Origin of the sequence: Streptomyces sp. DSM 40750 (genome assembly GCF_024612035.1) — a bacterium.
Lineage (GTDB): Bacteria > Actinomycetota > Actinomycetes > Streptomycetales > Streptomycetaceae > Streptomyces.
The window spans coordinates 9594671-9617331 of sequence record NZ_CP102513.1 but is presented as its reverse complement, the minus strand read 5'-3'; the positions used below and the strand labels follow the sequence as shown (position 1 = coordinate 9617331).

General features: G+C 70.7%; 18 protein-coding genes. 6 read left to right on the top strand and 12 right to left on the bottom strand.

What is annotated here, in order from left to right; genetic code table 11:
- Window positions 1–14: 14 nt before the first annotated feature.
- Together JIX55_RS42100 and JIX55_RS42095 are read left to right on the top strand one after the other, a co-directional pair.
- Window positions 15–158: an LPFR motif small protein gene (locus JIX55_RS42100; protein WP_257568465.1), complete on the top strand. Its 144-nt coding sequence runs from the start codon at window positions 15–17 to the stop codon at window positions 156–158.
- A 160-nt stretch (window positions 159–318) separates the two neighbouring features.
- Complete coding sequence (locus tag JIX55_RS42095) at window positions 319–2712, top strand: Tex family protein (protein ID WP_257568464.1); 2394 nt, start codon at window positions 319–321, stop codon at window positions 2710–2712.
- Between the two features lie 174 nt (window positions 2713–2886).
- On the opposite strand, the gene JIX55_RS42090 is transcribed toward JIX55_RS42095, so the two are convergent.
- Together JIX55_RS42090 and JIX55_RS42085 are read right to left on the bottom strand one after the other, a co-directional pair.
- Window positions 2887–4527 (bottom strand): ABC-F family ATP-binding cassette domain-containing protein, encoded by a 1641-nt coding sequence (locus JIX55_RS42090; protein ID WP_257568463.1) that lies wholly within the window; start codon window positions 4525–4527, stop codon window positions 2887–2889.
- Window positions 4528–4778: 251 nt separating this feature from the next.
- Window positions 4779–5807 carry an oxidoreductase gene (locus JIX55_RS42085; RefSeq protein ID WP_257568462.1) on the bottom strand — a complete coding sequence of 343 codons (1029 nt, stop codon included), beginning with the start codon at window positions 5805–5807 and terminating at the stop codon, window positions 4779–4781.
- Between the two features lie 66 nt (window positions 5808–5873).
- On the opposite strand from JIX55_RS42085, the gene JIX55_RS42080 reads away from it, so the two are divergent.
- Entirely contained in the window at window positions 5874–6824 is a 951-nt protein-coding gene (locus JIX55_RS42080) for an FAD-dependent oxidoreductase (RefSeq protein WP_257568461.1), read from the top strand.
- Window positions 6825–6958: 134 nt separating this feature from the next.
- Here JIX55_RS42080 and JIX55_RS42075 read toward each other — a convergent pair whose 3' ends face one another.
- The 3 genes from JIX55_RS42075 to JIX55_RS42065 all read right to left on the bottom strand — a co-directional run bounded on the left by JIX55_RS42075 (window position 6959) and on the right by JIX55_RS42065 (window position 11995).
- Window positions 6959–8683, bottom strand: a complete 1725-nt coding sequence (locus JIX55_RS42075) for a BCCT family transporter (RefSeq protein WP_257568460.1) — start codon at window positions 8681–8683, stop codon at window positions 6959–6961.
- Between the two features lie 85 nt (window positions 8684–8768).
- The gene (locus JIX55_RS42070; protein WP_257568459.1) at window positions 8769–10034 is read right to left on the bottom strand and encodes a M14 family metallopeptidase; all 1266 of its coding nucleotides are present in this window, start codon (window positions 10032–10034) and stop codon (window positions 8769–8771) included.
- On the bottom strand, window positions 10031–11995 hold the full coding sequence (locus tag JIX55_RS42065; protein ID WP_257568458.1) for a Xaa-Pro dipeptidyl-peptidase: 1965 nt from the start codon (window positions 11993–11995) through the stop codon (window positions 10031–10033). The genes JIX55_RS42070 and JIX55_RS42065 overlap by 4 nt, the downstream gene beginning before the upstream one ends.
- Window positions 11996–12219: 224 nt before the next feature.
- Here JIX55_RS42065 and JIX55_RS42060 point away from each other — a divergent pair, with 224 nt between their 5' ends.
- Complete coding sequence (locus JIX55_RS42060) at window positions 12220–13761, top strand: M1 family metallopeptidase (protein WP_257568457.1); 1542 nt, start codon at window positions 12220–12222, stop codon at window positions 13759–13761.
- A gap of 112 nt (window positions 13762–13873) precedes the next feature.
- Here the strand turns inward: JIX55_RS42060 and JIX55_RS42055 are convergent, their stop codons facing one another.
- Together JIX55_RS42055 and JIX55_RS42050 are read right to left on the bottom strand one after the other, a co-directional pair.
- The gene (locus JIX55_RS42055; RefSeq protein WP_257568456.1) at window positions 13874–14350 is read right to left on the bottom strand and encodes a F0F1 ATP synthase subunit B family protein; all 477 of its coding nucleotides are present in this window, start codon (window positions 14348–14350) and stop codon (window positions 13874–13876) included.
- Between the two features lie 17 nt (window positions 14351–14367).
- On the bottom strand, window positions 14368–14880 hold the full coding sequence (locus JIX55_RS42050; RefSeq protein WP_257568455.1) for a macro domain-containing protein: 513 nt from the start codon (window positions 14878–14880) through the stop codon (window positions 14368–14370).
- An 81-nt stretch (window positions 14881–14961) separates the two neighbouring features.
- Between JIX55_RS42050 and JIX55_RS42045 the strand changes: the two genes are divergently transcribed.
- Window positions 14962–15714, top strand: a complete 753-nt coding sequence (locus JIX55_RS42045; RefSeq protein ID WP_257568454.1) for a MerR family transcriptional regulator — start codon at window positions 14962–14964, stop codon at window positions 15712–15714.
- Between the two features lie 155 nt (window positions 15715–15869).
- Here the strand turns inward: JIX55_RS42045 and JIX55_RS42040 are convergent, their stop codons facing one another.
- The 4 genes from JIX55_RS42040 to JIX55_RS42025 all read right to left on the bottom strand — a co-directional run bounded on the left by JIX55_RS42040 (window position 15870) and on the right by JIX55_RS42025 (window position 21077).
- A complete protein-coding gene (locus JIX55_RS42040; RefSeq protein WP_257568453.1) occupies window positions 15870–18044 on the bottom strand; it encodes a 3-hydroxyacyl-CoA dehydrogenase NAD-binding domain-containing protein in 2175 nt (724 codons plus the stop codon).
- A gap of 46 nt (window positions 18045–18090) precedes the next feature.
- Window positions 18091–19305 (bottom strand): acetyl-CoA C-acetyltransferase, encoded by a 1215-nt coding sequence (locus JIX55_RS42035; RefSeq protein ID WP_257568452.1) that lies wholly within the window; start codon window positions 19303–19305, stop codon window positions 18091–18093.
- Window positions 19306–19317: 12 nt separating this feature from the next.
- The gene (locus JIX55_RS42030) at window positions 19318–20565 is read right to left on the bottom strand and encodes a CaiB/BaiF CoA transferase family protein (RefSeq protein WP_257568451.1); all 1248 of its coding nucleotides are present in this window, start codon (window positions 20563–20565) and stop codon (window positions 19318–19320) included.
- 131 nt (window positions 20566–20696) lie between these two features.
- Window positions 20697–21077, bottom strand: coding sequence for an MmcQ/YjbR family DNA-binding protein (locus JIX55_RS42025; protein ID WP_257568450.1), 381 nt, complete (start codon window positions 21075–21077; stop codon window positions 20697–20699).
- 92 nt (window positions 21078–21169) lie between these two features.
- Here JIX55_RS42025 and JIX55_RS42020 point away from each other — a divergent pair, with 92 nt between their 5' ends.
- Window positions 21170–22348 (top strand): saccharopine dehydrogenase family protein, encoded by a 1179-nt coding sequence (locus JIX55_RS42020; protein WP_257568449.1) that lies wholly within the window; start codon window positions 21170–21172, stop codon window positions 22346–22348.
- A gap of 13 nt (window positions 22349–22361) precedes the next feature.
- Here the strand turns inward: JIX55_RS42020 and mmpA are convergent, their stop codons facing one another.
- Window positions 22362–22508 carry a morphogenic membrane protein MmpA gene (gene mmpA, locus JIX55_RS42015; protein ID WP_257569745.1) on the bottom strand — a complete coding sequence of 49 codons (147 nt, stop codon included), beginning with the start codon at window positions 22506–22508 and terminating at the stop codon, window positions 22362–22364.
- Window positions 22509–22661 lie beyond the last annotated feature (153 nt).

The following is a 22661-nucleotide window of genomic DNA, read 5'->3' as shown; positions in this document are numbered from 1 at the left end:
GAAAGGGGAAGTACGTGTTCCGTGCGATCGCAGACGTGTTGCGCCAGGTCGGGGGGGCCATCGCGACGGTGGTGACGCTGCCGTTCCGCGCCCTGGCCCGGCTCTTCGGCGGCGCGTCCAGCTCGACGCGCCGCACCGGGCGAGCCCGTCGGGCCTGAGTACGGCCGGGCCGTAGACCTCCGGAGCCGGACGCGACCACGCGTCCGGCTCCCCGTCTGTCCTGGAACGACCGTACGAGTGTCACGCCCTGATCCCCCGCTGTCGGTGTCACCTGCCACAATTGCCGCGCAACCTCAGTGGAGAAGGCGGTACGGGATCGTGACGACACCCCTCGTAGGGTCCATCGAAGGCAGGATCGCCGAGGAACTCGGCGTACGGGAGCGGCAGGTGAAGGCCGCGGTGGAGCTGCTCGACGGCGGTTCGACCGTGCCCTTCATCGCCCGCTACCGCAAGGAAGCGACCGAGATGCTCGACGACGCGCAGCTGCGCACGCTCGAGGAGCGGCTGCGCTATCTGCGGGAGCTGGAGGAGCGGCGCGCCGCGATCCTCGACTCCGTGCGCGAGCAGGGCAAGCTGACACCCGAGGTCGAGGCGCAGATCCGCGGTGCCGAGACCAAGGCACGGCTGGAGGACATCTACCTGCCCTTCAAGCCGAAGCGGCGTACGAAGGCGCAGATCGCCCGCGAGGCCGGTCTCGAGCCGCTGGCCGAGGGGCTGCTGGGCGACCCGACCGTCGACCCCCTCGCGGCCGCCGCGGCCTTCGTCGACGCCGACAAGGGCGTCGCCGACCCGCAAGCCGCGCTGGACGGCGCCCGGGCGATCCTCACCGAGCGGTTCTCGGAGGACGCCGACCTGATCGGCGAACTGCGCGAGCGCATGTGGGTGCGGGGCCGGCTGGCCGCCAAGGTGAAGGACGGCAAGGAGGAGGCGGGCGCCAAGTTCGCCGACTACTTCGACTTCGCCGAGCCGTTCACCGAGCTGCCGTCCCACCGCATCCTGGCGATGCTGCGCGGCGAGAAGGAGGACGTCCTCGATCTCGTCCTGGAGCCGGAGCAGCCGTCCGAGCAGCCCGGTCCCTCGTCGTACGAGGGGATCGTCGCCCATCGTTTCCAGATCGCCGACCGTGGGCGCCCCGCCGACAAGTGGCTGACGGACACGGTCCGTTGGGCCTGGCGGACCCGCATCCTCGTCCACCTCGGCATCGACCTGAGGCTGCGGCTGCGCACGGCCGCCGAGGACGAGGCGGTGAACGTGTTCGCGGCGAACCTGCGCGACCTGCTCCTCGCCGCGCCGGCCGGTACGCGCGCGACGCTGGGGCTGGACCCGGGCTTCCGTACGGGTGTGAAGGTGGCCGTGGTCGACGCGACCGGCAAGGTCGTCGCCACCGATGTCATCTATCCGCACGTCCCGGCCAACAAGTGGGACGAGGCCATCGCCAAGCTGGCGCGTCTCGCCAAGGAGCACGCGGTCGAGCTGATCGCGATCGGCAACGGCACGGCGTCCCGTGAGACCGACAAGCTCGCCGGTGAACTGATCACCAAGCACCCCGAGTTGAAGCTCACCAAGGTGATGGTGTCCGAGGCGGGCGCGTCCGTGTACTCGGCCTCCGCCTTCGCCTCGCAGGAGCTGCCGGGCATGGACGTCTCGCTGCGCGGCGCCGTCTCGATCGCGCGCCGCCTCCAGGACCCCCTCGCCGAACTGGTGAAGATCGATCCGAAGTCGATCGGCGTCGGGCAGTACCAGCACGACCTGTCCGAGGTGAAGCTGTCACGGTCGCTGGACGCGGTGGTCGAGGACTGTGTGAACGGCGTCGGCGTCGACGTGAACACGGCGTCCGCGCCACTGCTGGCGCGTGTCTCCGGCATCTCCTCCGGGCTCGCCGAGAACATCGTGGCGCACCGCGACTCCAACGGACCGTTCACGTCGCGTTCCGAACTGAAGGGTGTGGCGCGGCTCGGTCCCAAGGCGTACGAGCAGTGCGCGGGCTTCCTGCGGATCCGCGGCGGCGACGATCCGCTGGACGCGTCCAGCGTGCACCCGGAGGCCTACCCCGTCGTACGGCGAATGGTGAAGACCTCCGGTCAGGAGGTGGCGGCGCTCATCGGCAACACCGGGGTGCTGCGGTCGCTGCGGGCGGACGCCTTCGTCGACGAGACGTTCGGCCTGCCGACCGTGACGGACATTTTGAAGGAGCTGGAGAAGCCGGGGCGTGACCCTCGGCCGGCCTTCAAGACGGCGACCTTCAAGGAGGGCGTCGAGAAGATCTCCGACCTCGTCTCCGGGATGGTCCTGGAGGGGGTCGTGACGAACGTGGCGGCCTTCGGGGCGTTCATCGACATCGGTGTCCACCAGGACGGGCTGGCGCACGTCTCCGCGCTGTCCAAGACGTTCGTCAAGGACCCGCGGGATGTGGTGAAGCCCGGTGACATCGTCAAGGTGAAGGTCCTCGACATCGACATTCCCCGGAAGCGGATCTCCCTGACGCTGCGGCTGGACGACGAGGCCGCGCCCAAGGGGCAGGGACAAGGGCAGGGGCAGCCGGGTGGGGCCTCTCGGCCTCAGCGGGGGGCTCGTGGGTCTCAGCCGCCGCGGCAGCAGGGGCGTGGGGGCGGTGGCGGTTCCCGGCAGGGGGGTGCCGCGGCGGCTCCGGCGAACAGTGCGATGGCGGATGCGTTGCGGCGGGCGGGGTTGGTGGATCCGAAGCGGCGCTGAGTGGTTCGGCGGGGGTTTCTCGCCCCCGCCGCCCCTACCCGTCCCATCCCAGGGGCTGCGCCCCTTCGCCCCCCAGCGCGGGTCCGTCGTGGTTGCTCGCGCAGTTCCCCGCGCCCCTGAAAAAGCAGGGGCTGCGCGACCAGCCCCCACTCACCCGCAGCCGAGACGACGCCCTCAGCTCTCTGTCACCTTGCCCGCCTCCACCGCGAAGCGCCGCGTGACCCGTACCGCGTCCAGCATCCGGCGATCGTGGGTCACCAGCAGGAGCGTGCCCTCGTAGGAGTCCAGGGCGGATTCGAGTTGTTCGATGGCGGGGAGGTCGAGGTGGTTGGTCGGCTCGTCGAGGACCAGGAGGTTGACCCCTCGGCCCTGGAGGAGGGCCAGGGCCGCGCGGGTGCGTTCGCCCGGGGAGAGGGTTACCGCCGGGCGTAGGACGTGGGTGGTCTTGAGGCCGAACTTGGCGAGCAGGGTGCGGACTTCGGCGGGTTCCGTGTCGGGGACGGCCGTGGCGAAGGCGTCGAGGAGGGACTCGGGGCCGTGGAAGAGCTTGCGGGCCTGGTCGACCTCGCCGACGAGGACGCCGGAGCCGAGGGTGGCATGGCCCGTGTCCAGGGGGATCCGGCCGAGCAGGGCACCCAGGAGGGTCGACTTGCCCGCGCCGTTCGCGCCGGTGATGGCGATACGGTCCGCCCAGTCGATCTGCAGGGACACCGGTCCGAAGGCGAAGTCGCCCCGCCGCACCTCCGCGTCCCGCAGAGTGGCGACGACGGCGCCGGAGCGCGGCGCCGCCGCGATCTCCATGCGCAGCTCCCACTCCTTGCGGGGCTCCTCGACGACGTCGAGCCGTTCGATCATGCGCTGGGTCTGCCGGGCCTTCGCGGCCTGCTTCTCGCTCGCCTCGCTGCGGAACTTGCGGCCGATCTTGTCGTTGTCGTTGCTCGCCTTGCGCCGCGCGTTCTTGACTCCCTTGTCCATCCACGAGCGCTGCATCTGGGCACGGTCCTGGAGGGCGGACTTCTTGTCGGCGAACTCCTCGTAGTCGTCGCGGGCGTGTCGGCGGGCCGTCTCACGTTCCTCCAGGTAGGCCTCGTATCCGCCGCCGTAGAGGTTGATCTGGTTCTGCGCGAGGTCGAGTTCGAGGACCTTGGTGACCGTGCGGGTGAGGAACTCGCGGTCGTGGCTGACGACGACCGTGCCCGCGCGCAGGCCGGAGACGAAGCGCTCGAGTCGTTCCAGGCCGTCCAGGTCGAGGTCGTTGGTGGGCTCGTCGAGGAGGAAGACGTCGTAGCGGGAGAGGAGGAGGGAGGCGAGTCCGGCGCGGGCGGCCTGGCCGCCGGAGAGGCCGGTCATGGGCTGGCCCAGGTCGACGCCGAGGCCGAGGGAGTCGGCGACCTCCTCCGCCCGCTCGTCGAGGTCGGCGCCGCCCAGGTCGAGCCAGCGCTCCAGACTGGTGGAGTACGCGTCGTCCGCGCCCGGCGCGCCGTCGACGAGCGCCTGGGTGGCCTCGTCCATCACACGCTGGGCCTCCGCCACGCCCGTGCGCCGGGCGAGGAACTCCCGTACGGTCTCACCCTCCCGGCGCTCCGGCTCCTGCGGGAGGTGACCGACGGTCGCCGTGGGCGGGGAAAGCCGCAGCTCCCCCTGCTCCGGCGGGAGCAGACCGGCGAGCAGCCGGAGCAGCGTGGACTTGCCCGCGCCATTGGCGCCGACCAGCCCGATCACATCACCGGGGGCGACGACGAGGTCGAGCCCGGAGAAGAGCGAGCGGTCGCCGTGGCCGGCGGCGAGATTCTTGACGACGAGGGTGGCGGTCACAGGGGGCGATCCTAACGACAGGGGGACGGCTCCTCACAGCGGCATCACCTCCGGGGCCGCGCCGCCGACCCGGCCCACGTCCGCGACCCGAGCCCGCGCCCGGCACGCGAGCCCACGTCCGCCACCCCGAGCCCGCATCCGGCACCCGACATGTCCGCCGCCCGGCCCGCGTACACCACCCGAGCCCGGCATCCGAGCCCACGTCCACCCGCCCGGATCACGGCCCGCCGCCAGCCGGGGGCCTCGGATCCTCACCCCGTCATCGGCTCCACCAGCACCGTCCCCGAGGTCCGGGCCACGATGAACGATTCTCCCTTCACGGTCTTCGGGTCCAGTCCGATGCGGTGTCGGCCCGCCGGGAGGATTCCGTCGAAGAACCGGTACGTGTGGGTGCGGTACAGCCGGTCGAGGCGGTACGCGGTGAGCTCCACCCGGCAGGTGGAGGTGATCTCGATGCCGGCCTGTCCGTCAGCGGCGACGAGGCGGGTGAGGCGGCGCTGTTCCGCCGGGCTGCGGTCGAGGGCGTGTTCGATCTGGGCGACGAGGAGCGGGATGATCGGGGCGAGTCCGTCGACGTACGCGACCTGGACGCCGGCGCGGTCGAAGGCCAGCCGTACGGCGGCACGGTCCGCCTCGCCGACGGCCTGTCCGAAGGCCACCGCGCCGTAGGAGCGCAGTTCCTCGGCGGGCACGCCGGTGGCGTCCTGCGCTATGTCGGCGCCGATCCCGATGGCGCGCAGGGCGGCGGCGAGTTTGGCGAGCACGGCGACACGGGCACCGATGAGAAGGACCCGGCGCCGGGCGGACGGCTCGGCGCCGGACTCGCGCAACAGGGACTGCAGTGCGCTGCGGTACTCGGGGCCGTGGAACCGGAAAGGACCGATGCCCGTGTAGCCGTTGAGCTTGAGGTCGGCCTCCTCCTCCGTCTGCCAGGCGAAGTCCCGCCATACATAGTCGTCGCCGTCCCGCTCTATCACCGCGGTCACGGCTCCGCAGGCGAGGTCGGCGCATTCGGGGCAGCCGTAGATGACGTAACGGTCGCGCGTCAGGGGTGCTGCGGCTTCCAGGAGCAGGCTGCGTACCTGGGCCGTGAAGATCGAGGGCGGGACGTCGGAGGCGAGTGGGGAGACGGCGTCGAGGTCGGAGAGCTGGAACAGCAGCGGGCGTCCGTCGACGATGAAGTCCACGAAGTCCCGGTGCACTTGGTAGTCACCGTTGGCGAGGACGCCACCGGCTCGCATCGCCGGTGCCAGGCCGAAGGTCGCGTACTCGGCAGACATGTTGTGAGTATCCCCACAAAGGCAGACTTGTGAGCACGGCATGACATATTCCGCTAACGTCCCTGCGTGGCCATTAAATCGAACAGCGATGTGATCGTGGTCGGTGGCGGAGTCGTCGGTCTCACGACGGCCGTCGTTCTGGCCGAGAGCGGTGGACAGGTCCGGATCTGGGCACGGGAGCCCGGAGAGCGGACCACGTCCGCCGTCGCGGGCGGACTGTGGTGGCCCTACCGGATCGAACCGGAGGAACTCGCCGGCGAGTGGGCACTCGTATCCCTGGCCGTCTACGAGGGGCTGGCGGCCCGGCCCGACGAGACGGGCGTACGCATGGTCGAGGGCGTACAAGGCGGGGCAGGGCTGGACGAGCTCGGGGAGTGGGCCTCCCGGGTGGCGGGGCTGCGGGCCGCGACAGCCGAGGAGTACCCGGGCGGTGGGCTGTGGGCGCGGCTGCCGCTGATCGACATGCCGACCCATCTGCGGTGGCTGCGCGAGCGGTTCCTCGCGGCGGGCGGGACGGTGGAGGAGCGTACGGTCACGGACCTCGCGGCGGTCGACGCGCCCGTCGTCGTCAACTGCACGGGGCTGGGTGCTCGGGAGTTGGTGCCCGATCCTTCCGTCCGGCCGGTGCGGGGGCAGTTGGTCGTCGTGGAGAACCCCGGGGTCAACACCTGGCTCACGTCGGTGGATCACTCCGGGTCCGAGAGTACGTACTTCATACCGCAGCCGGGTGGGCTGATCCTCGGCGGTACGGCGGAGGAGGACGCGTGGTCGTTGACGCCCGATCCGGTGATCGCGGAGGAGATCGTGAAGCGGTGTGCGGCGGTGCGGCCGGAGATCGCCGGGGCGCGCGTGCTCGACCATCGCGTAGGGCTGCGGCCCGCGCGGAACGCCGTACGGCTGGAGCGCGAGGTCCTGCCCGGTGGACGGGTGTTGGTCCACAACTACGGGCACGGTGGGGCCGGGGTCACGGTGGCCTGGGGTTGTGCGGAGGTCGCCGCGCGGCTGGCCACGGTGTAAGCGCTGCTCCGGACAGGACAGGCAGTCGGTCGGCTGCGGGGGGTGGGGGCTGGTCGCGCCCGCGCGGCGGAGCCGCAAATCGACACAGCCCCGCGCCCCTGAAGGGGCGCTGCCCCCAGCCCCCCGCCCCCTCCTCACTCTCCGCGATGGCCGATCGGGTCGCCCTCGATCTCCGTGCCCTGGCCCGGGCCCACCCGGATCTCGAACTCACCGTCGTAGCGCTTGTGGCCCTCGATGACGGCGAGCTCGACCGCCTCGGAGGCCATCTCCTCGCGGACGATCACGTGGTCCCGGCGCAGGTCGCGCATCAGTGCGACGCACATGCCGATCATCACCAGGACGAAGGGCGCGGCGGCCAGGATCGTGAGGTTCTGCAGGCCGGTCAGGGCGTCGCCCTGACCGCTGCCGACCATGAGCATGATCGCGGCGACGGCTCCGGTGACGATGCCCCAGAAGACGACGACGAAGCGGCCGGGTTCGAGGGCGCCGCGCTGGGAGAGCGTGCCCATGACGATGGACGCGGCATCGGCGCCGGAGACGAAGAAGATGCCGACGAGGATCATCACGAGCAGGCTGGAGATCGTGGCGATGGGGAACTCGTGGAGAACCCCGAAGAGTTGGCCCTCCGGCGTCGCCTCCTCACCGAGCCGGCCCTGCGCCTGGAGCTTCATCGCCGTGCCGCCGAAGACCGCGAACCAGACGAGGCTGACCGAGCTGGGGACGAGGATGACGCCGCCGACGAACTGGCGGATGGTGCGACCGCGACTGATGCGGGCGATGAACATGCCGACGAAGGGCGTCCAGGAGATCCACCACGCCCAGTAGAAGACGGTCCAGCTGCCGAGCCAGTCGGCCACGCCCTTGCCGCCGGACGCCTCGGTGCGGCCCGCGAGTTGGGGCAGGTCGCCGAGGTAGGAGAAGACCGAGGTGGGCAGGAGGTCGAGGATCAGGATGGTCGGGCCGGCTATGAAGACGAAGACGGCCAGTACCAGGGCCAGCACCATGTTGGTGTTGGACAGCCACTGGATGCCCTTCTCCACCCCGGACACGGCGGAGGCGACGAACGCCAGGGTCAGGACGGCGATGATGGCGACGAGCAGACCGGTGCTCACCTTGTTCATCCAGCCCAGTTCCGTGAAACCGGAGCCGATCTGGAGGGCGCCGAGGCCGAGGGAGGCCGCCGAGCCGAAGATCGTGGCGACGATCGCGAGGATGTCGATGACCCGGCCGCCGGTGCCGTTCGCGTGTTTCTCGCCGATCAGCGGGGTGAAGACGGCACTGATGGTCTGGCGGCGGCGCTTGCGGAACGTGCTGTAGGCGATGGCGAGGCCGACCACCGCGTAGATCGCCCAGGGGTGCAGCGTCCAGTGGAAGAGGGTGGTCGCCATCGCCGTTTCCATGCGCTCGCCGGCCCCCTCGGGGGTCGTGCCCGGCGGGGGCGAGGTGTAGTGGGCGAGGGGCTCGCTGACGCCGTAGAACATCAGGCCGATGCCCATGCCGGCGCTGAACATCATGGCGACCCAGGACACCGTGCGGAACTCGGGCTCCTCGCCCTCGACTCCGAGGTGGATACGGCCGTAGCGGCTCATCGCGAGCCACAGGGCGAAGATCACGAAGCAGGAGGCGGCCAGCATGAAGGCCCAGCCGCCGTTGTGGATCAGGCCGCTCAGCATCTTGCCGGACGCGGTTTCGAGCGAGTCGGTCCAGATGGCGCCCCAGAGCACGAAGGCCAGGGTGAGCGCCGCTGTCACTCCGAACACGACGCGGTCCGTCCGGGGCCGCCCGCCGCCGGGGAGACCCGCCTCCGAGCCTGGAAGCGCGCCTCCCCCGTGGTGGGTGGTTCGATGATCGTGCGTCACAGATGGAACCTTTCCGCGAGTGGCTGGAACTGACCTTCTCCTGCCCAGGAAGCTCTTCTACATGTGACGCCGATCATTTCTTGTTTCAACAGGTGATATCCGGCTCCCCCACCGTCAGGCGATACGGCGCCCGCTCGTCGAGCAGCAGCGGGACGAGTGCGCGCAACTGCTGGCGCAGCGGTACACGTACGCCGTCGCCGTCGGGCCGTACACGGACGCCGTGCAGGGCCAGTTCGTCCGCGAACTCCTCGTACTGCTGTGCCGTGAGCCGGTAGCCGCAGGGCGGGTCCTGGATCACCTCGGCGGGTTCGGCGGGGTCGTTGTCGGCGCCGCCGACGTACACCGGTCCGGTGTCGCGGAGGCCGGCGAGACGGGCCGCTCCGGTCGCCCGGTCGACCTGCCGGCCGCGTTCGCCCGCGAAGGCGAACAGGCCTTTCAATGCCGCGAGCTGGGAGTTCACGCGGCGCAGGTTGTTGACCGGTTCCTCGGTGCCGGCCGTCGGCGGTTCCACCCGGCTCTCGATCAGCAGCCCGACGGAGTGTTTGATTCCGGACATGTTCCGCAGGATGCGCTCCTGGCCGTCGCCCGCGACCTGGCGGATGGGGTCGCCGGTGACCGGGTCGGTCCAGATGCCGTACGTGCCGGTCGAGTAGCCGACGGCCCCCGCGGCCGGGCGTACGTGGTCCAGGGACAGGTTCCGTGCCTCGGTGTGGACGGCGGCGTCGGTGTTGAGGTTGCGCGGCCAGAGGTCGAACAGGTCCTTGTCGTAGTACTGGGGTGTGGCGCCGTACTCGTGCAGGTCGTAGACGACGTCGGGCTCGCGGTCGCGTATGACGGCGGCGAGCGCCCGTGCCTCGGCCGTCCGGAGGGCCAGGTGGTCGCGGTTGATGTCGATGCCGTCGCTGTTGCCCCGGGTGTCGGCGGCCCGGCCGTCGGGGTTGGCGGTGGGGACGACGAGCAGGGTGGTGGATTTCAGCAACCGCTCGGTCCGCCTGTCCTTGGCGTGGGCGAGGTCGCGGATGGTGGTGAGGCAGGCGTCGCGGCCGGAGGGCTCGTCGCCGTGCTGGCTGCAGATGAGGAGGACCGTGCGCGTGGTGGGGCGGGTGCCGATGCGGACGAGTTGGAGCGGGCGGTCCTGCTTGGTGGTTCCGATCCGGGTGATCGACACGCGGTCGCTCGCCCGGTCGACGGCGGCGAGGAAGTCCTGCTCCTCGGGCTGGCTGGTCCAGCGGGCGCCGCCCGACTGCTCGAATCCGGTGCGCGGCGGGGTGGTGTCCGCCGCGTACGCGGGTGTCGACAGCAGGGGTGCGGCGAGCGCGATGGCGATCAGCGTCGCGATACGGGCCCTCATGCGCCACCGCCCGGGACGCGGGCGGCCCGGCTCGGGTCGCGTACGCCGTCGAGGACGGAGGCCGCCGGGCTGCCGGTGGTGCCCGAGGTCGCCTTCTTGAAGGCGGTGGCACCGCCGACCAGCGGGACCTGCGCGGAGGTGCGCTTGAGGTCGAGGGTCAGGGTGGGGGTGCCGGCCGGCGGGTCGATGAGGTCCTCGTCGGTGCCCGCGATGATCAGCGCGAGCCGGTGGCCCGCCGGGACGACGTGGTCGCCGGAGTGCAGATCGAGGGTGATCGTGTACGGGGTGCCGGGCGTGAGCGGGGCTCCCGTGTCGGAGGAGTGGTTGCCGAGGTCGGCCCAGCCGCGGCTGAAGATCGTGTAGTCGACATCGGCCGTCCTGGGCGCGGTCTCCCGGAAGCAGGAGCTGTCGCCGGTGGTGCTCGGGCCCCAGCAGGTGCGCTCGGTGAGGGTGGTGATGCCCTCGCCGACGGCGGAGTAGTCGCGGATGGTGTCAGGGCCGAGGTCCACGAGGACCGCCGAGAGGTGGGCGGTGGAGGTGGTGGGCGTGGCGGTGACGGTCACCTTCGAGGAGCCGGACAGGCGCAGGTCCTTGGTGAGCGGTGGGGTGATGAAGCCCGCCTTCTCCGGGGTGGACCGATCCACGTACGCGGCCCAGTCGGTCTCGTTCAGCGCCGGATTGTCGGTGAAGGTCTCGGTGCCGGTCCGCTTGCGGAGGCCGAGGGCGCCGACGCCCGGCTCGCTGCCCTCGGCGGGGCGGAGGGTCGTGGGCTGCGTGGTGCGCGGCGGCCAGACCTTGGACGTCTCCCACTGGTTGGGGTGGCGTTCGACGTCGGCCATGGGCTCGTCGTCGATGCCGTTGTCGTAGCCGAGGAGTTCGTGGTCGAACCAGCGGTGCAGGGTGTCGACCCACTCCGTCCGGCGGAAGTCGAAGGGATCGACATGGCCCACCTGGGAGAGCCAGATCTTCCGCTCGACACCGTGCTTCGCGAGGGCGTCCCACCACTGGCCGAAGTGCTTGGGGCGGACGTTCAAGTCCTGCTGGCCGTGGATGACGAAGACACTGGCGTCGATCTTCCGGACGTCCTTGACGTAGTCGCGCTCGCTCCACAGCTGGGTCCAGTCGCCGGTGCGCGGGGCGCCGTCGACGAGTTCCTGCTGGACGGCTCCGCACTTGGCGCGGGCGTCGGGGCTCTCGACGTAGTCGGAGAGCCACTCGGGGCCGGAGTTGTAGAGGGGGGCGCCCTTGGCGAAGTAGTAGTCGTACCAGGAGGAGATCGCGCCGATCGGGACGATGGTCTCCAGGCCCTCGACGCCGGTGGCGGCCACGCCGTTGGCGATCGTGCCGTCGTAGCTCTTGCCGATCATGCCGGTCCTGCCGTTGGTCCAGCCGGCCTTGGCCAACGCGCCGCCCGTTCGGGTGGTGTACGCCTTGCCGCGGCCGTTGAGCCAGTCGACGACCGCCTTGGCGGACTGGATGTCTGAGCGGCCGCCGACGTCCACGCACCCGTCGGAGCGGTTGGTTCCGGCGAGATCGACGGCCACGAAGGCGTAGCCGCGGGGCACGAAGTAGTTGTCGTAGAACAGCGGCATCTGGACGACGTTGCCGTTGGCGTCGTACGTCTTGCGCTGCCCCTCGTTGCCGCGGCCACAGCAGGAGTAGTACGGGCTGGCGTCCATGATCACGGGGATCTTGCGGCCGCGCTGGGCGGGTTCGCTCGGGCGGACGATGTCGACGGCGACACGGTCCGTCTTCCCGTCGCGGTCGCCGTCGAGCCCGGTGTCGACCCAGGCGGCCTCGCGGATGGCGTTGTCGTACGAGTAGACCGGCTCACTCTTCCGGGGAGTGGGGGTGGCGGCGACCGCCGGGGTGAGGAACGTGGCGGTGAGGGCGGCGGCCGTGGCCGCCGTCGCGAGCGATCTCCAGGTCGTGAAACGCATGCGTCGCGCAGGTATCGGCATGCGCGGACGGTACAGCGGTCAACTCCCGTGCAAAAGAGGCCCATTTGGGACTGGCGGGGCTTCGGCCACGGTGTGGCTGGAAAGGTGCGTGGGGCTGGATGGCTCATGTCGGCCGCATGGCGATCGTGTGACAGTGGCGGCCATGGACACGTCGGGGCGGACAGGGACTGAGGAGCCCCGGACAGAATCGGGCGGATCCGTTCACCGACCACTTGGAGTGATTCGTGCACCGCAGACTCATCGCCCCGGGCGCGTTCGTGGCCTCCCTGCTGCTGGCGGTCCCGGCCTCGGCGGACACGGGGGGTGTGGGGGAATCCCCCACAGAGCGCAGCGCACCCGGCACGCCGGGGATCGGCGATCCCTACTACCCGGCCTACGGCAACGGCGGATACGACGTCTCCCACTACGGCCTCCGGCTCAAGTACCAGCCGGAAACGGACAAGCTGGAGGGCACGGCGACCCTGCTCGCCAAGACCACCGAGGACCTGTCCCGCTTCAATCTGGACTTCCTGCTCGATGTGAGCGAAGTGCGCGTCAACGGCGCCAAGGCGGCCTTCGGCACCTCCGGTGAGCACGAGCTGGAGATCACGCCGAAGAGCCCGCTGCCCAAGGGCACGGAGATCACCGTCGTGGTCCGCTACACCGGGGTCCCGTCGTCGAAGGAGGCTTACGGCTTCACCAGCTGGCTCCGCACCCCCGACGGCGGTGTCGCGGCGGGCGAGCCCGAGGCGGCCTGGTGGTGGTTCCCGAGCAACGACCACCCGCTCGACAAGGCCACGTACGACGTGTCCGTGCTCGTGCCGGACGGCTCACAGGCCATCTCCAACGGCACACTCCAGTCGACGAGTTCACGCGCCGGCTGGACCCGCTACAACTGGCGGTCCAACAAGCCTCAGGTCACCTATCTCGCCACGCTCGCCGTCGGGAAGTTCGACGTCACGACCGGGCGGACCGAGAACGGCATTCCGATCATCAACGCCTACAGCAAGGACATCGGCGACACCTACGGGGCGGCCCGGACGAGCGTCGAGCGCACGGGCGAGGTGGCTGACTGGCTGACGGAGTTCTTCGGTCCGTATCCGTACAACGCGCTGGGTGGATACGTGCCCAACACCCCCCAGGTGGGGTACGCGCTGGAGACGCAGACCCGGCCCTTCTACAGCCCGCGACAGTTCGCCAACGGGTCGAACGTCTCCGTCGTCGTCCATGAGCTGGCCCACCAGTGGTACGGCGACCTCGTCTCCGTCGCCGGGTGGAAGGACATCTGGATCAACGAGGGCTTCGCGCGGTACGCCCAGTGGCTGTGGTCCGAGCACGAGAACGAGGGGACGGCGCAGGAGATCGCGGACCATGTGTACGCGTCGCGTCCGGCCGACGATCCCTTCTGGACGGTCAAGCCGGGTGACCCCGGGCCGGAGAACCAGTTCCATGTCGCCGTGTACGACCGGGGGGCTCTGGCGCTGCAGGCGTTGCGCAACGAGATCGGGGACGAGGCGTTCTTCGAGGTCTTGAAGGGGTGGCCGGCGAGGTACGCCCACGGCAACGCGACGGTGGGTGACTTCGTCGCCTATGCCGAGGAGGTGTCCGGGGAGTCGTTGGGGGCGTTGTTCGACACGTGGTTGTATCAGCCGGTCAAGCCGAGTGCTGCCGCGGCTGAGCAGGTGGCCGTGGCTCCGCCGGGCGTTGCTCCCAAGACGCCCAAGTCGTGGAGGAAGATCGCGGCGACGAACTCCGTTCATGAGCATGAGGTCGGGCACGGGCACTGAGAGCTCGGGAGGTGCTTCCGGCTCCTGGATGCGGACTACGGGCTGCGGACTGCGGGCTCGTCGTGGCTGGTCGCTCGGTTCCCCGCGCCCCCGAAAGGGGCCTGTGGCCCTTTCAGCGGCGCGGGTGGACCTTGGCTTCGATCGGTTCGCCGATGATCTTGCTTGCCAGGTTCGAGGCCAGTTCCGTGATGTGGGCGTGGAGTTCGGTCTCGGCCGTGGTGCGGTCGGCGGCCAGGCGGGCGTGGCCCTCGGTGAGGAGGGTGGCGTACTGGCGCTGGCCGTCGGCGCGGGCCTCGGCGATCAGGGTGGTGCCCTCCTCGAAGGCACGCTGGCGGATGCGCGCGGCCTCGTGGCGGGCCTCGGCCAGGGCCGCGGCCACCTCGGCCCGCTTCGTCGCGGCTTCCTCCCGTACGGCTTCGGCCTGCGCCTCGACTCCCTTGGTCGCGGCCTCACGTTCGTCCAGGACGCGCTGGATCCGGGGCAGCAGCCGGACGAAGAAGAGGAACACGAACGCGAACAGCACCGACGCCACCACGAGTTCCGGGACCGGTGGGTTCAACGGGCCGATGTCCATCGGGAGAAGATCCATACCGGTGGCTTACCCGCTCACACGCGCGAATATCGCACCTCGGTTCCGGATCGGTCCCCGTGGTCGTACACCGTCACGGATATCCCCCGCTGTACGAGCCGGTCGGTTATCAGTGGCTCCACGCGGGACCACTTGCCGCCCGCGAGTCCGCAGCCGATGCGCGGCATGTGGACCGTGGCGTCCAGCTCCAGGGCCTTGTCGGCGAGCAGGCCGAGTGCCGTGTCGATGGCCTCGTAACGGACCGGGACGCCCTTGCTGCCGGTGCGGGTGCCGCGCTGGCCTATCAGGTTGGCGACCCACGTGTAGGGGCCGACCTGGACGAACTGGGCGGCGCCGAGTCCGAAGTCGTTTTTCGCGCGGTCGCGGTGCCAGGCGCGGTAGGCGGCCTCCGGTTCCGGCCAGCGGCGGGACAGCGCGAGGACGAAGCCCTTGCCCCAGCCGCCGATGTCGTTGCTGACGTGGGCGATGACCTTGACGCCCTTGCCCAACGGCACGGTGGCGTCCCCCCGGACGTATGTGATCCCCGACATGACGCCACCGTACGGGGCGGCACTGACAATCACCGCTGCCTGAGGTTTCACAGCACTGGTGAGACAGCGATACTGCTGTGCATGACGACCGACACCGGGAAGAGCACCGGCACCGGGAAAGGCGCCGGCACCGGGGAAGGCGCCGGAGAGGCCGGAGAGATCGTCCTCACCGTCGACGAGCTGGCCGCGCGGGCGGGCGTCACGGTGCGTACGGTCCGCTTCTACGGCACCAGGGGCCTGTTGCCGCCGCCGGTGATCGGTCCGCGCCGGGTCGGTCACTACGGGCGGGACCACCTCGCGCGGCTCGCGCTGATCGAGGAACTGCAACGGCAGGGCATGACCCTCGCGGCCATCGAACGGTATCTGCGGCAGCTGCCGCCCGGCCTCACCCCGCGCGACCTCGCGCTCCAGCGTGCGGTGGTGGCCTCGTGGGCGCCGGACGCGGTGGAGACGGTGACGCGGGAGGAGCTCGACGAGCGGTCGGGGCGGTCGCTGGCCGAGGAGGACGTGGAGCGGCTCGTGGCCATGGGAGTGGTCGAGCGGGTCGGCGACGGTCTGCGGGTGGATCCCGGTCTGCTCCGGCTCGGAGTGGAGCTGCTCGACGTACCCCTGTCCCAGGAATCGGTCCTCGCCGCACGGACCGTACTGATCGAGCACTCGCGCGCGGCGGCCCGAGAGCTGTCGCGGGTCTTCCGTGACGCGGTGGCCGAGCGCGATCCGCAGGCGGTGAAATCCCTGTCGGCGTATATGCAACCGCTGGTGGTGCAGGCGCTGTTGACGACCTTTCAGCGGTCGTTGAGGGAAGAGCTGAGGGAGTGGCCGACGGAGTCCTGAGGGGCGTCACAGGTACGCCGATCCGTCGGCCAGGACACGGCCCTGCGGGCCCCTGAAGAGCACGGGCGCGGCCCCTGCTTTTCAGGGGCGCGGGGAACTGCGCGAGCAACCACACACCATCCGCGCCCGCCCAACAACCCCCGTCCCCCAGGGGTTCACGCGTCCGCGAACCGCTCCCCCTTCTCCGCCTTCTCCACCAGCAGTGCCGGTGGCGTGAAGCGCTCGCCGTATCGGTCGGCCAGTTCCCGCGCACGGGCGACGAAGCCCGGGAGGCCGCCGTCGTAGCCGTTGATGTACTGGAGGACGCCGCCGGTCCAGCCGGGGAAGCCGATGCCGAAGACGGAGCCGATGTTGGCGTCGGCGACGGACGTCAGGACGCCTTCCTCGACCAGGCGGACGGTGTCCAGCGCCTCCGAGAAGAGCATCCGCTCCCGCATGTCCTGGAAGGGGATCCGGTACCCGGGCTTGGTGAAGTGCTCGCGGAGGCCGGGCCAGAGTTTGGCGCGGCGGCCGTCGGGGGCGTAGTCGTAGAAGCCGGCGCCGCCGCTGCGGCCCGGGCGGCCGAACTCGTCGACCATGCGGTCGATGACCGCTTCGGCCGGGTGCTCCACCCACGTGCCGCCCGCCTCCTCCACGGCCCGTCGCGACTCGGCGCGGATCTTGCGGGGCAGGGTGAGGGTCAGCTCGTCCATGAGGGAGAGGACCTTGGCGGGGTAGCCCGCCTGGGCCGCCGCCTGTTCCACGGACGCCGGCTCGATGCCCTCGCCGACCATCGCGACGCCCTCGTTGAGGAAGTGGCCGATGACGCGGGAGGTGAAGAAGCCGCGTGAGTCGTTGACGACGATGGGGGTCTTCTTGATCTGGCGGACGAGGTCGAAGGCACGGGCCAGGGCCTCGTCGCCCGTCTGCGCGCCCTTGATGATCTCGACGAGGGGCATCTTGTCGACAGGTGAGAAGAAGTGCAGACCGATGAAGTCGGACTGGCGGGCGACACCCTTGGCGAGTTCGGTGATGGGGAGGGTCGAGGTGTTGCTGCACAGGAGGGCGTCCGGTGCCACCACTGCCTCGATCTCCTGGAAGACCTTGTGCTTGAGCTCGGTGTTCTCGAACACCGCCTCGATGACGGCGTCGCAGCCCGCGAGGTCGGCCGGGTCGGCGGTGGGGGTGATGCGGGCGAGGAGGGCGTCGGCCTTCTCCTGGGTGGTGCGTCCCCTGGTCACCGCCTTGGCGCAGAGTTTCTCCGAGTAGCCCTTGCCCTTCGCGGCCGCTTCGGGCGACACGTCCTTCAGGACGACCTCGATGCCCGCGCGGGCACACGAGTACGCGATGCCCGCGCCCATCATCCCGGCGCCGAGGACGGCGACCTTGCGGACCTGGCGGGGCTCGAAGCCCTTGGGCCGGTTCGCGCCGGAGTTGACGGCCTGGAGGTCGAAGAAGAAGGCCTGGATCATGTTCTTCGAGGTCTGACCGGCGGCCAGCTCCACGAAGTAGCGGGCCTCGATGACCTGGGCGGTCTCGAAGTCGACCTGGGCGCCCTCGACGGCGGCGGCCAGGATGTTGCGCGGGGCCGGGTAGGGCGCGCCGCCGGTCTGCTTGCGCAGGGTGGCCGGGAAGGCGGGCAGGTTCGCCGCGAACTTGGGGTTGGCGGGGGTGCCGCCGGGGATGCGGTAGCCGGGCTTGTCCCAGGGCTGCTGCGACTCGGGGTTGGCATCGATGAAGGCGCGGGCCTTGGCGAGCAACTCATCCTGCGTGGCGGCCACTTCGTGGACGAGGCCGTTCTGCAGGGCGCGCTGCGGGGTGTACTGGGTGCCCTGGAGCAGCACCTTCAGGAGGGCGTCGGCGATGCCCAGCAGCCGTACGGTGCGGACGACGCCGCCGCCTCCGGGCAGCAGGCCGAGGGTGACCTCGGGGCAGCCGATCTTCGAGCCGGGGGCGTCGAGGGCGATGCGGTGGTGGCAGGCGAGGGCCAGCTCGTAACCGCCGCCCAGGGCCGCGCCGTTGATCGCCGCGACGACCGGCTTGCCGAGGGTCTCGATGCGGCGCAGGTTGCGCTTGATCTCCAGACCGCCGTCGAAGAGCTGCTGCGCGGTCTCGGGGGTGACCTTGATGAGGTCGCGGAGGTCGCCGCCGGCGAAGAAGGTCTTCTTGGCGGAGGTGATGATGACGCCGCGGATGGTGTCCTGCTCGGCCTCCAGGCGGTCGGTGATCACCGCGAGGGAGTCACGGAACGCCTGGTTCATGGTGTTCGCGGACTGGTTGGGGTCGTCGAGGACGAGGGTGACGAGGCCCGTGCGGTCCTGTTCCCAGCGGATGGTGGTGCTCTCGGTCATGTGAGGGTCTCCGTGAGTGTCAGAGTCTGTGCCGCTGCGGGAACGTCTAGACGCGCTCGACGATCGTCGCGATGCCCATGCCGCCGCCCACGCACAGCGTGGCCAGCCCGTACCGCTTGTCCTGGCGCTCCAGTTCGTCGACGAGGGTGCCGAGGATCATGGCCCCCGTCGCGCCGAGCGGGTGGCCGAGCGCGATCGCGCCGCCGTTGACGTTGATCTTGTCGAGTGAGAGCCCCATGTCCCGCGCGAAGCGCAGGACCACGGCCGCGAACGCCTCGTTGATCTCGACGAGGTCGATGTCGTCGATGGTCAGTCCGGCCCTGGCGAGGGCCTTGCGGGTCGCGGGTGCGGGGCCGGTGAGCATGATGGTGGGCTCGGAGCCGGAGACGGCGGCGGAGACGATCCGGGCGCGCGGGCGCAGGCCGTAGCGCTCGCCGATCTCCTTGGTGCCGATGGCGACGAGCGCCGCGCCGTCCACGATGCCGGAGGAGTTGCCCGCGTGGTGGACGTGGTCGATCTCCTCGACCCAGTGGTACTCCTGGAGGGCCACCGCGTCGAAGCCGCCCAGTTCGCCGATGTCCGCGAACGAGGGCTTCAGCTTGGCGAGCGAGTCGGCGGTCGTGCCGGGCCGCAGGTGCTCGTCGTGGTCGAGGACGACGAGGCCGGAGCGGTCCTTGACGGGGACGACGGACTTGTCGAACCGGCCGTCCTTCCAGGCGGCCGCCGCCCGCTCCTGGGACAGCGCCGCGTACTCGTCGACGTCCCGCCGCGAGAATCCCTCGACGGTGGCGATGAGGTCGGCGCCGATGCCCTGCGGCACGAAGTTGACCGCAAGGTTGGTCATCGGGTCGTTGAACCAGGCTCCTCCGTCCGAGGCCATCGGCACCCGGGACATCGACTCGACGCCGCCCGCGAGCACCAGGTCCTCCCAGCCCGAACGGATCTTCGCGGCGGCCAGGTTGACGGCCTCCAGGCCCGAGGCACAGAAGCGGTTCTCCTGTACGCCGGCCACGGTGTCCGGGAGTCCGGCGGCGATCGCGGCGGTCCGGGCGATGTCGGAGCCCTGGTCGCCCACCGGGCCCACGACACCGAGCACGATGTCGTCGACGGCGGCCGGGTCGAGGCCGGGGAAGCGGCGCCGGACCTCGTGGATCAGCCCGACGACCAGGTCGATGGGCTTGGTGCCGTGCAGGGAGCCGTTCGCCTTGCCGCGGCCGCGCGGGGTGCGGATCGCGTCGTACACATACGCTTCGGTGCTCACGAGTCTGGCCTTTCAAGTGGCGGGAGGGTGCGGCGCGGGGGCCGGTGTCAGTGGGTGTCCTTCACGGGAGGCGTCCGGCGAGGAGGCGCCGGTCGAGGAGGCGTCCGGCGACGGGCCGTCCTTGACGGAAGCGTCCCTCAGGAGGCCTGATATGCCCCAGTCGTGGGCCACGTCCGCCGTGTCGGCGCCCGGCTGGGCGGGGCCGCTGCGGACCGAGGTGTGGGTGGCGGAGAAGCGCGGCGCGGGGGCGGGCTGGGTGATGCCGCCGAAGTCGGTGAAGGTGCCCCGGGCCGCGAGATGCGCGTGCTGCGGCGCCTCACGCAGCGACAGGACGGGGGCCACACAGGCGTCGGAGCCCTCGAAGACGGCCGTCCACTCGTCCCTCGTACGGGTCTTGAAGCGGGCCGCGACCGTCTCGCGGAGCTCGCCCCAGGCGGCCACGTCCTTACGGGCCGGGGCCCGGTCCTTGATGCCGAGGAGGTCGACGAACTCCGCGTAGAACTGCTGCTCCAGGGCGCCCACGGCGACGTACCGGCCGTCGGCCGTCTCGTAGGTGCCGTAGAAGGGGCAGCCGCCGTCGAGGAGGTTGGCGGCGCGGCGGTCCTGCCAGCCGCCGGCGGCGAGCATGCCGTGGATCATCGCGGACAGGTGGGAGGTGCCGTCGACGATGGCCGCGTCCACGACCTGGCCCGCGCCGGTCGCGCGGGCGTGGTGGAGGGCGGCGAGGACGCCGACGACGAGGTAGAGCGAGCCGCCCGCGTAGTCGCCGAGGAGGTTGGCGGGAGCCACCGGCGGGGTGTCCGGGGGGCCGATCATGCCGAGGGTGCCGGTCAGGGCGATGTACGCGATGTCGTGGCCGGCGCGCTGGGCGAGCGGGCCCTGCTGGCCCCAGCCGGTCATACGGCCGTAGACGAGCCTCGGGTTGCGGGCGTGGCAGGTCTCGGGGCCGACGCCCAGGCGTTCGGCGACGCCGGGGCGGTAGCCCTCGACCAGGATGTCGGCACGTTCGGCCAGGTCGAGGACGGTGTCGGGGCCGTCCGGGGACTTCAGGTCGACGATCACCGACCGCTTGTTGCGGTTGGTGACGTCGTACAGGGGGTTCACGGCGAGGCCCGCCCCGCCCGGCCGGTCGACGCGGACGACGTCGGCGCCCAGGTCACCGAGGAGCATGGCGGCGAACGGTCCCGGGCCGATGCCCGCGAGTTCGACCACGCGCACACCGGCGAGCGGACCGTGCCCGGGCGTCTTCGCCACTGACATCGAGCCCCCAGCCCTGTGACACAAACGATGTAACACCAGCGATGCTAAGAACGCGTTCCACCGCGCACAAGCCCCGAGTGAGCAAACGCTTAGTCATTGTGCCCAATGACGCGGCACACGTCAGCCCTGCCTCAGCGGGTTTCCAGCTCCGCTATCAGCTTCTTCGGGGCGATCACCCGATAGCTCTCCTCGACCCAGTCGCACAACAGTTCCGCGCCCGGGGCACCCTTCTCCGCCAGGGGGACGCGCACCCACCCGGCCTTGCCCAGGCCGTATCCCGCGGGCTCGGCGCCGGGGCAGGTCAGCGCGTGGGCGTGGGTCTCCTCGTCCTTGAGCTTGACGGTGACGCCGAGCGGATAGCTGCCGTCGTCGACACCGAGGAACACGAACACCTTCTTGTTGACCTTCGCGACACTCTCGCCCCACGGGAACTCCTCGACCGCACCGGGCATCCCCAGGGCGAACTCGCGCACCTTCTCCCACTTTTTCAGGGCGTTCCTGGGTACGGTCACGGCCACCTCCGGATCCCGCGCGCTCGGCTGCTCGTTCCTCACGCTAGCCTCAGCCACCGACAACGGCGCGTGGACGAGTGCTGAGGGGTGCAATGGGCGGGCAGGACAGGGCGGATCGGGCGTACGACATCGTGCTCTACGGAGCCACGGGGTTCGTCGGGGAGCTCACCGCGGAGTATCTCGCCGAGCACGCGCCCGAGGGGCTGCGCTGGGCGATCGCCGGGCGCAGCGCGGCGAAGCTCGCGGCGCTGCGCGAGCGGCTGCCCGGCGGCGCGGAGATCGGCGTGCTCCAGGCGGACGGGACCGATCCGCGGGCCGTGCGCGAACTCGCCCGGCAGGCACGGGTGGTGGCCACGACCGTCGGCCCGTACATCACGTACGGCGAGAAGCTGGTGGCCGCCTGCGCCGACGAGGGCACCGACTATCTGGACCTCACGGGTGAGCCCGAGTTCGTGGACCTCACCTATGTACGGCACGACGCACGCGCGCGGGAGACCGGCGCGCGTATCGTGCACGCGGCGGGCTTCGACTCGATACCGCACGACCTGGGGGCGTACTTCACGGTGCGGCAGCTCCCGGAGGACGTGCCGATCACCGTGGACGGGTTCGTACGGGCCGAGGGGATGTTCTCGGGCGGTACGTTCAACTCCGCCCTCACCGGGTTCTCGCGCGCCCGGCAGACGATGGCCGCCGCACAGGACCGCAAGCGGCACGAGCCCCGGACGGTGGGGCGGCGGGCGTACGCGCCGGTGAGCGCGCCCCGCTACGCCAAGGAGATCGGGGCGTGGGCGCTGCCGCTGCCGACCATCGACGCGCAGGTGGTGCAGCGCTCGGCGCGCGCCCTGCAGCGCTACGGGCCGGACTTCCGCTACCGCCACTACGCGGCCGTCAGGACCCTGCCGTTCGCGGTGGGCGGGGTCGCGTTCGTCGGCGCGGTCGTCGCCGCGGCCCAAGTGCCGCCCGTGCGGCGCTGGTTGGGCGACCGGCTGAAGCCGGGTGAGGGGCCGAGCGCGGAGAGGCGGGCCAAGAGCTGGTTCTCGGTGCGGTTCGTGGGCGAGGGCGGCGGGCGCCGTGTCTTCACGGAGGTCGCGGGCGGCGACCCCGGCTACGGCGAGACGGCGAAGATGTTCGCCGAGTCCGCGCTGTGCCTGGCCTTCGACGACCTGCCGGACACGGCGGGGCAGGTCACGACGGCCGTCGCGATGGGCGACGCGCTGATCGAGCGGCTGCGCGCGGCCGGGATCACGTTCCGGGTGGCGGCGTCGCAGTGACGCACGCACCGGCCTACTGGGCCCAACCCGTCAGCGTGTAGACCATTCCGGCGATCCACGCCAGTCCGGCGATCACGGCGAGGAGAAGTCCGGTCGTCACGGCACGCTCGACGGACTGGGTGGGGGCGGCGGCGGGCTTCGGTGCTCGGTGCGTCGTCATACGGCACAGCCTGCCGATCATGACGACGCACCGATATCCGTACTCGTACTCAGTTCGTACTCAGGTACCTGGTCCGCGTGTACATGCGAGTGGTGCCCCGGCGGCCCCGCCTGGACGGGCCGGGCCGTCTCCTCATCGGTGCTTCGCGGCCGT

What these genes read in the sequence shown, in the direction of transcription:
- JIX55_RS42085 (WP_257568462.1), bottom strand. Translation starts at nt 5,807, where the DNA reads ATGTCTGCCGAGTACGCGACCTTCGGCCTGGCACCGGCGATGCGAGCC.
- JIX55_RS42070 (WP_257568459.1), bottom strand. Translation starts at nt 10,034, where the DNA reads ATGAGGGCCCGTATCGCGACGCTGATCGCCATCGCGCTCGCCGCACCC.
- JIX55_RS42065 (WP_257568458.1), bottom strand. Translation starts at nt 11,995, where the DNA reads ATGCCGATACCTGCGCGACGCATGCGTTTCACGACCTGGAGATCGCTC.
- JIX55_RS42055 (WP_257568456.1), bottom strand. Translation starts at nt 14,350, where the DNA reads ATGGATCTTCTCCCGATGGACATCGGCCCGTTGAACCCACCGGTCCCG.
- JIX55_RS42050 (WP_257568455.1), bottom strand. Translation starts at nt 14,880, where the DNA reads ATGTCGGGGATCACATACGTCCGGGGGGACGCCACCGTGCCGTTGGGC.
- JIX55_RS42045 (WP_257568454.1), top strand. Translation starts at nt 14,962, where the DNA reads ATGACGACCGACACCGGGAAGAGCACCGGCACCGGGAAAGGCGCCGGC.
- JIX55_RS42040 (WP_257568453.1), bottom strand. Translation starts at nt 18,044, where the DNA reads ATGACCGAGAGCACCACCATCCGCTGGGAACAGGACCGCACGGGCCTC.
- JIX55_RS42030 (WP_257568451.1), bottom strand. Translation starts at nt 20,565, where the DNA reads ATGTCAGTGGCGAAGACGCCCGGGCACGGTCCGCTCGCCGGTGTGCGC.
- JIX55_RS42020 (WP_257568449.1), top strand. Translation starts at nt 21,170, where the DNA reads ATGGGCGGGCAGGACAGGGCGGATCGGGCGTACGACATCGTGCTCTAC.
- mmpA (WP_257569745.1), bottom strand. Translation starts at nt 22,508, where the DNA reads ATGACGACGCACCGAGCACCGAAGCCCGCCGCCGCCCCCACCCAGTCC.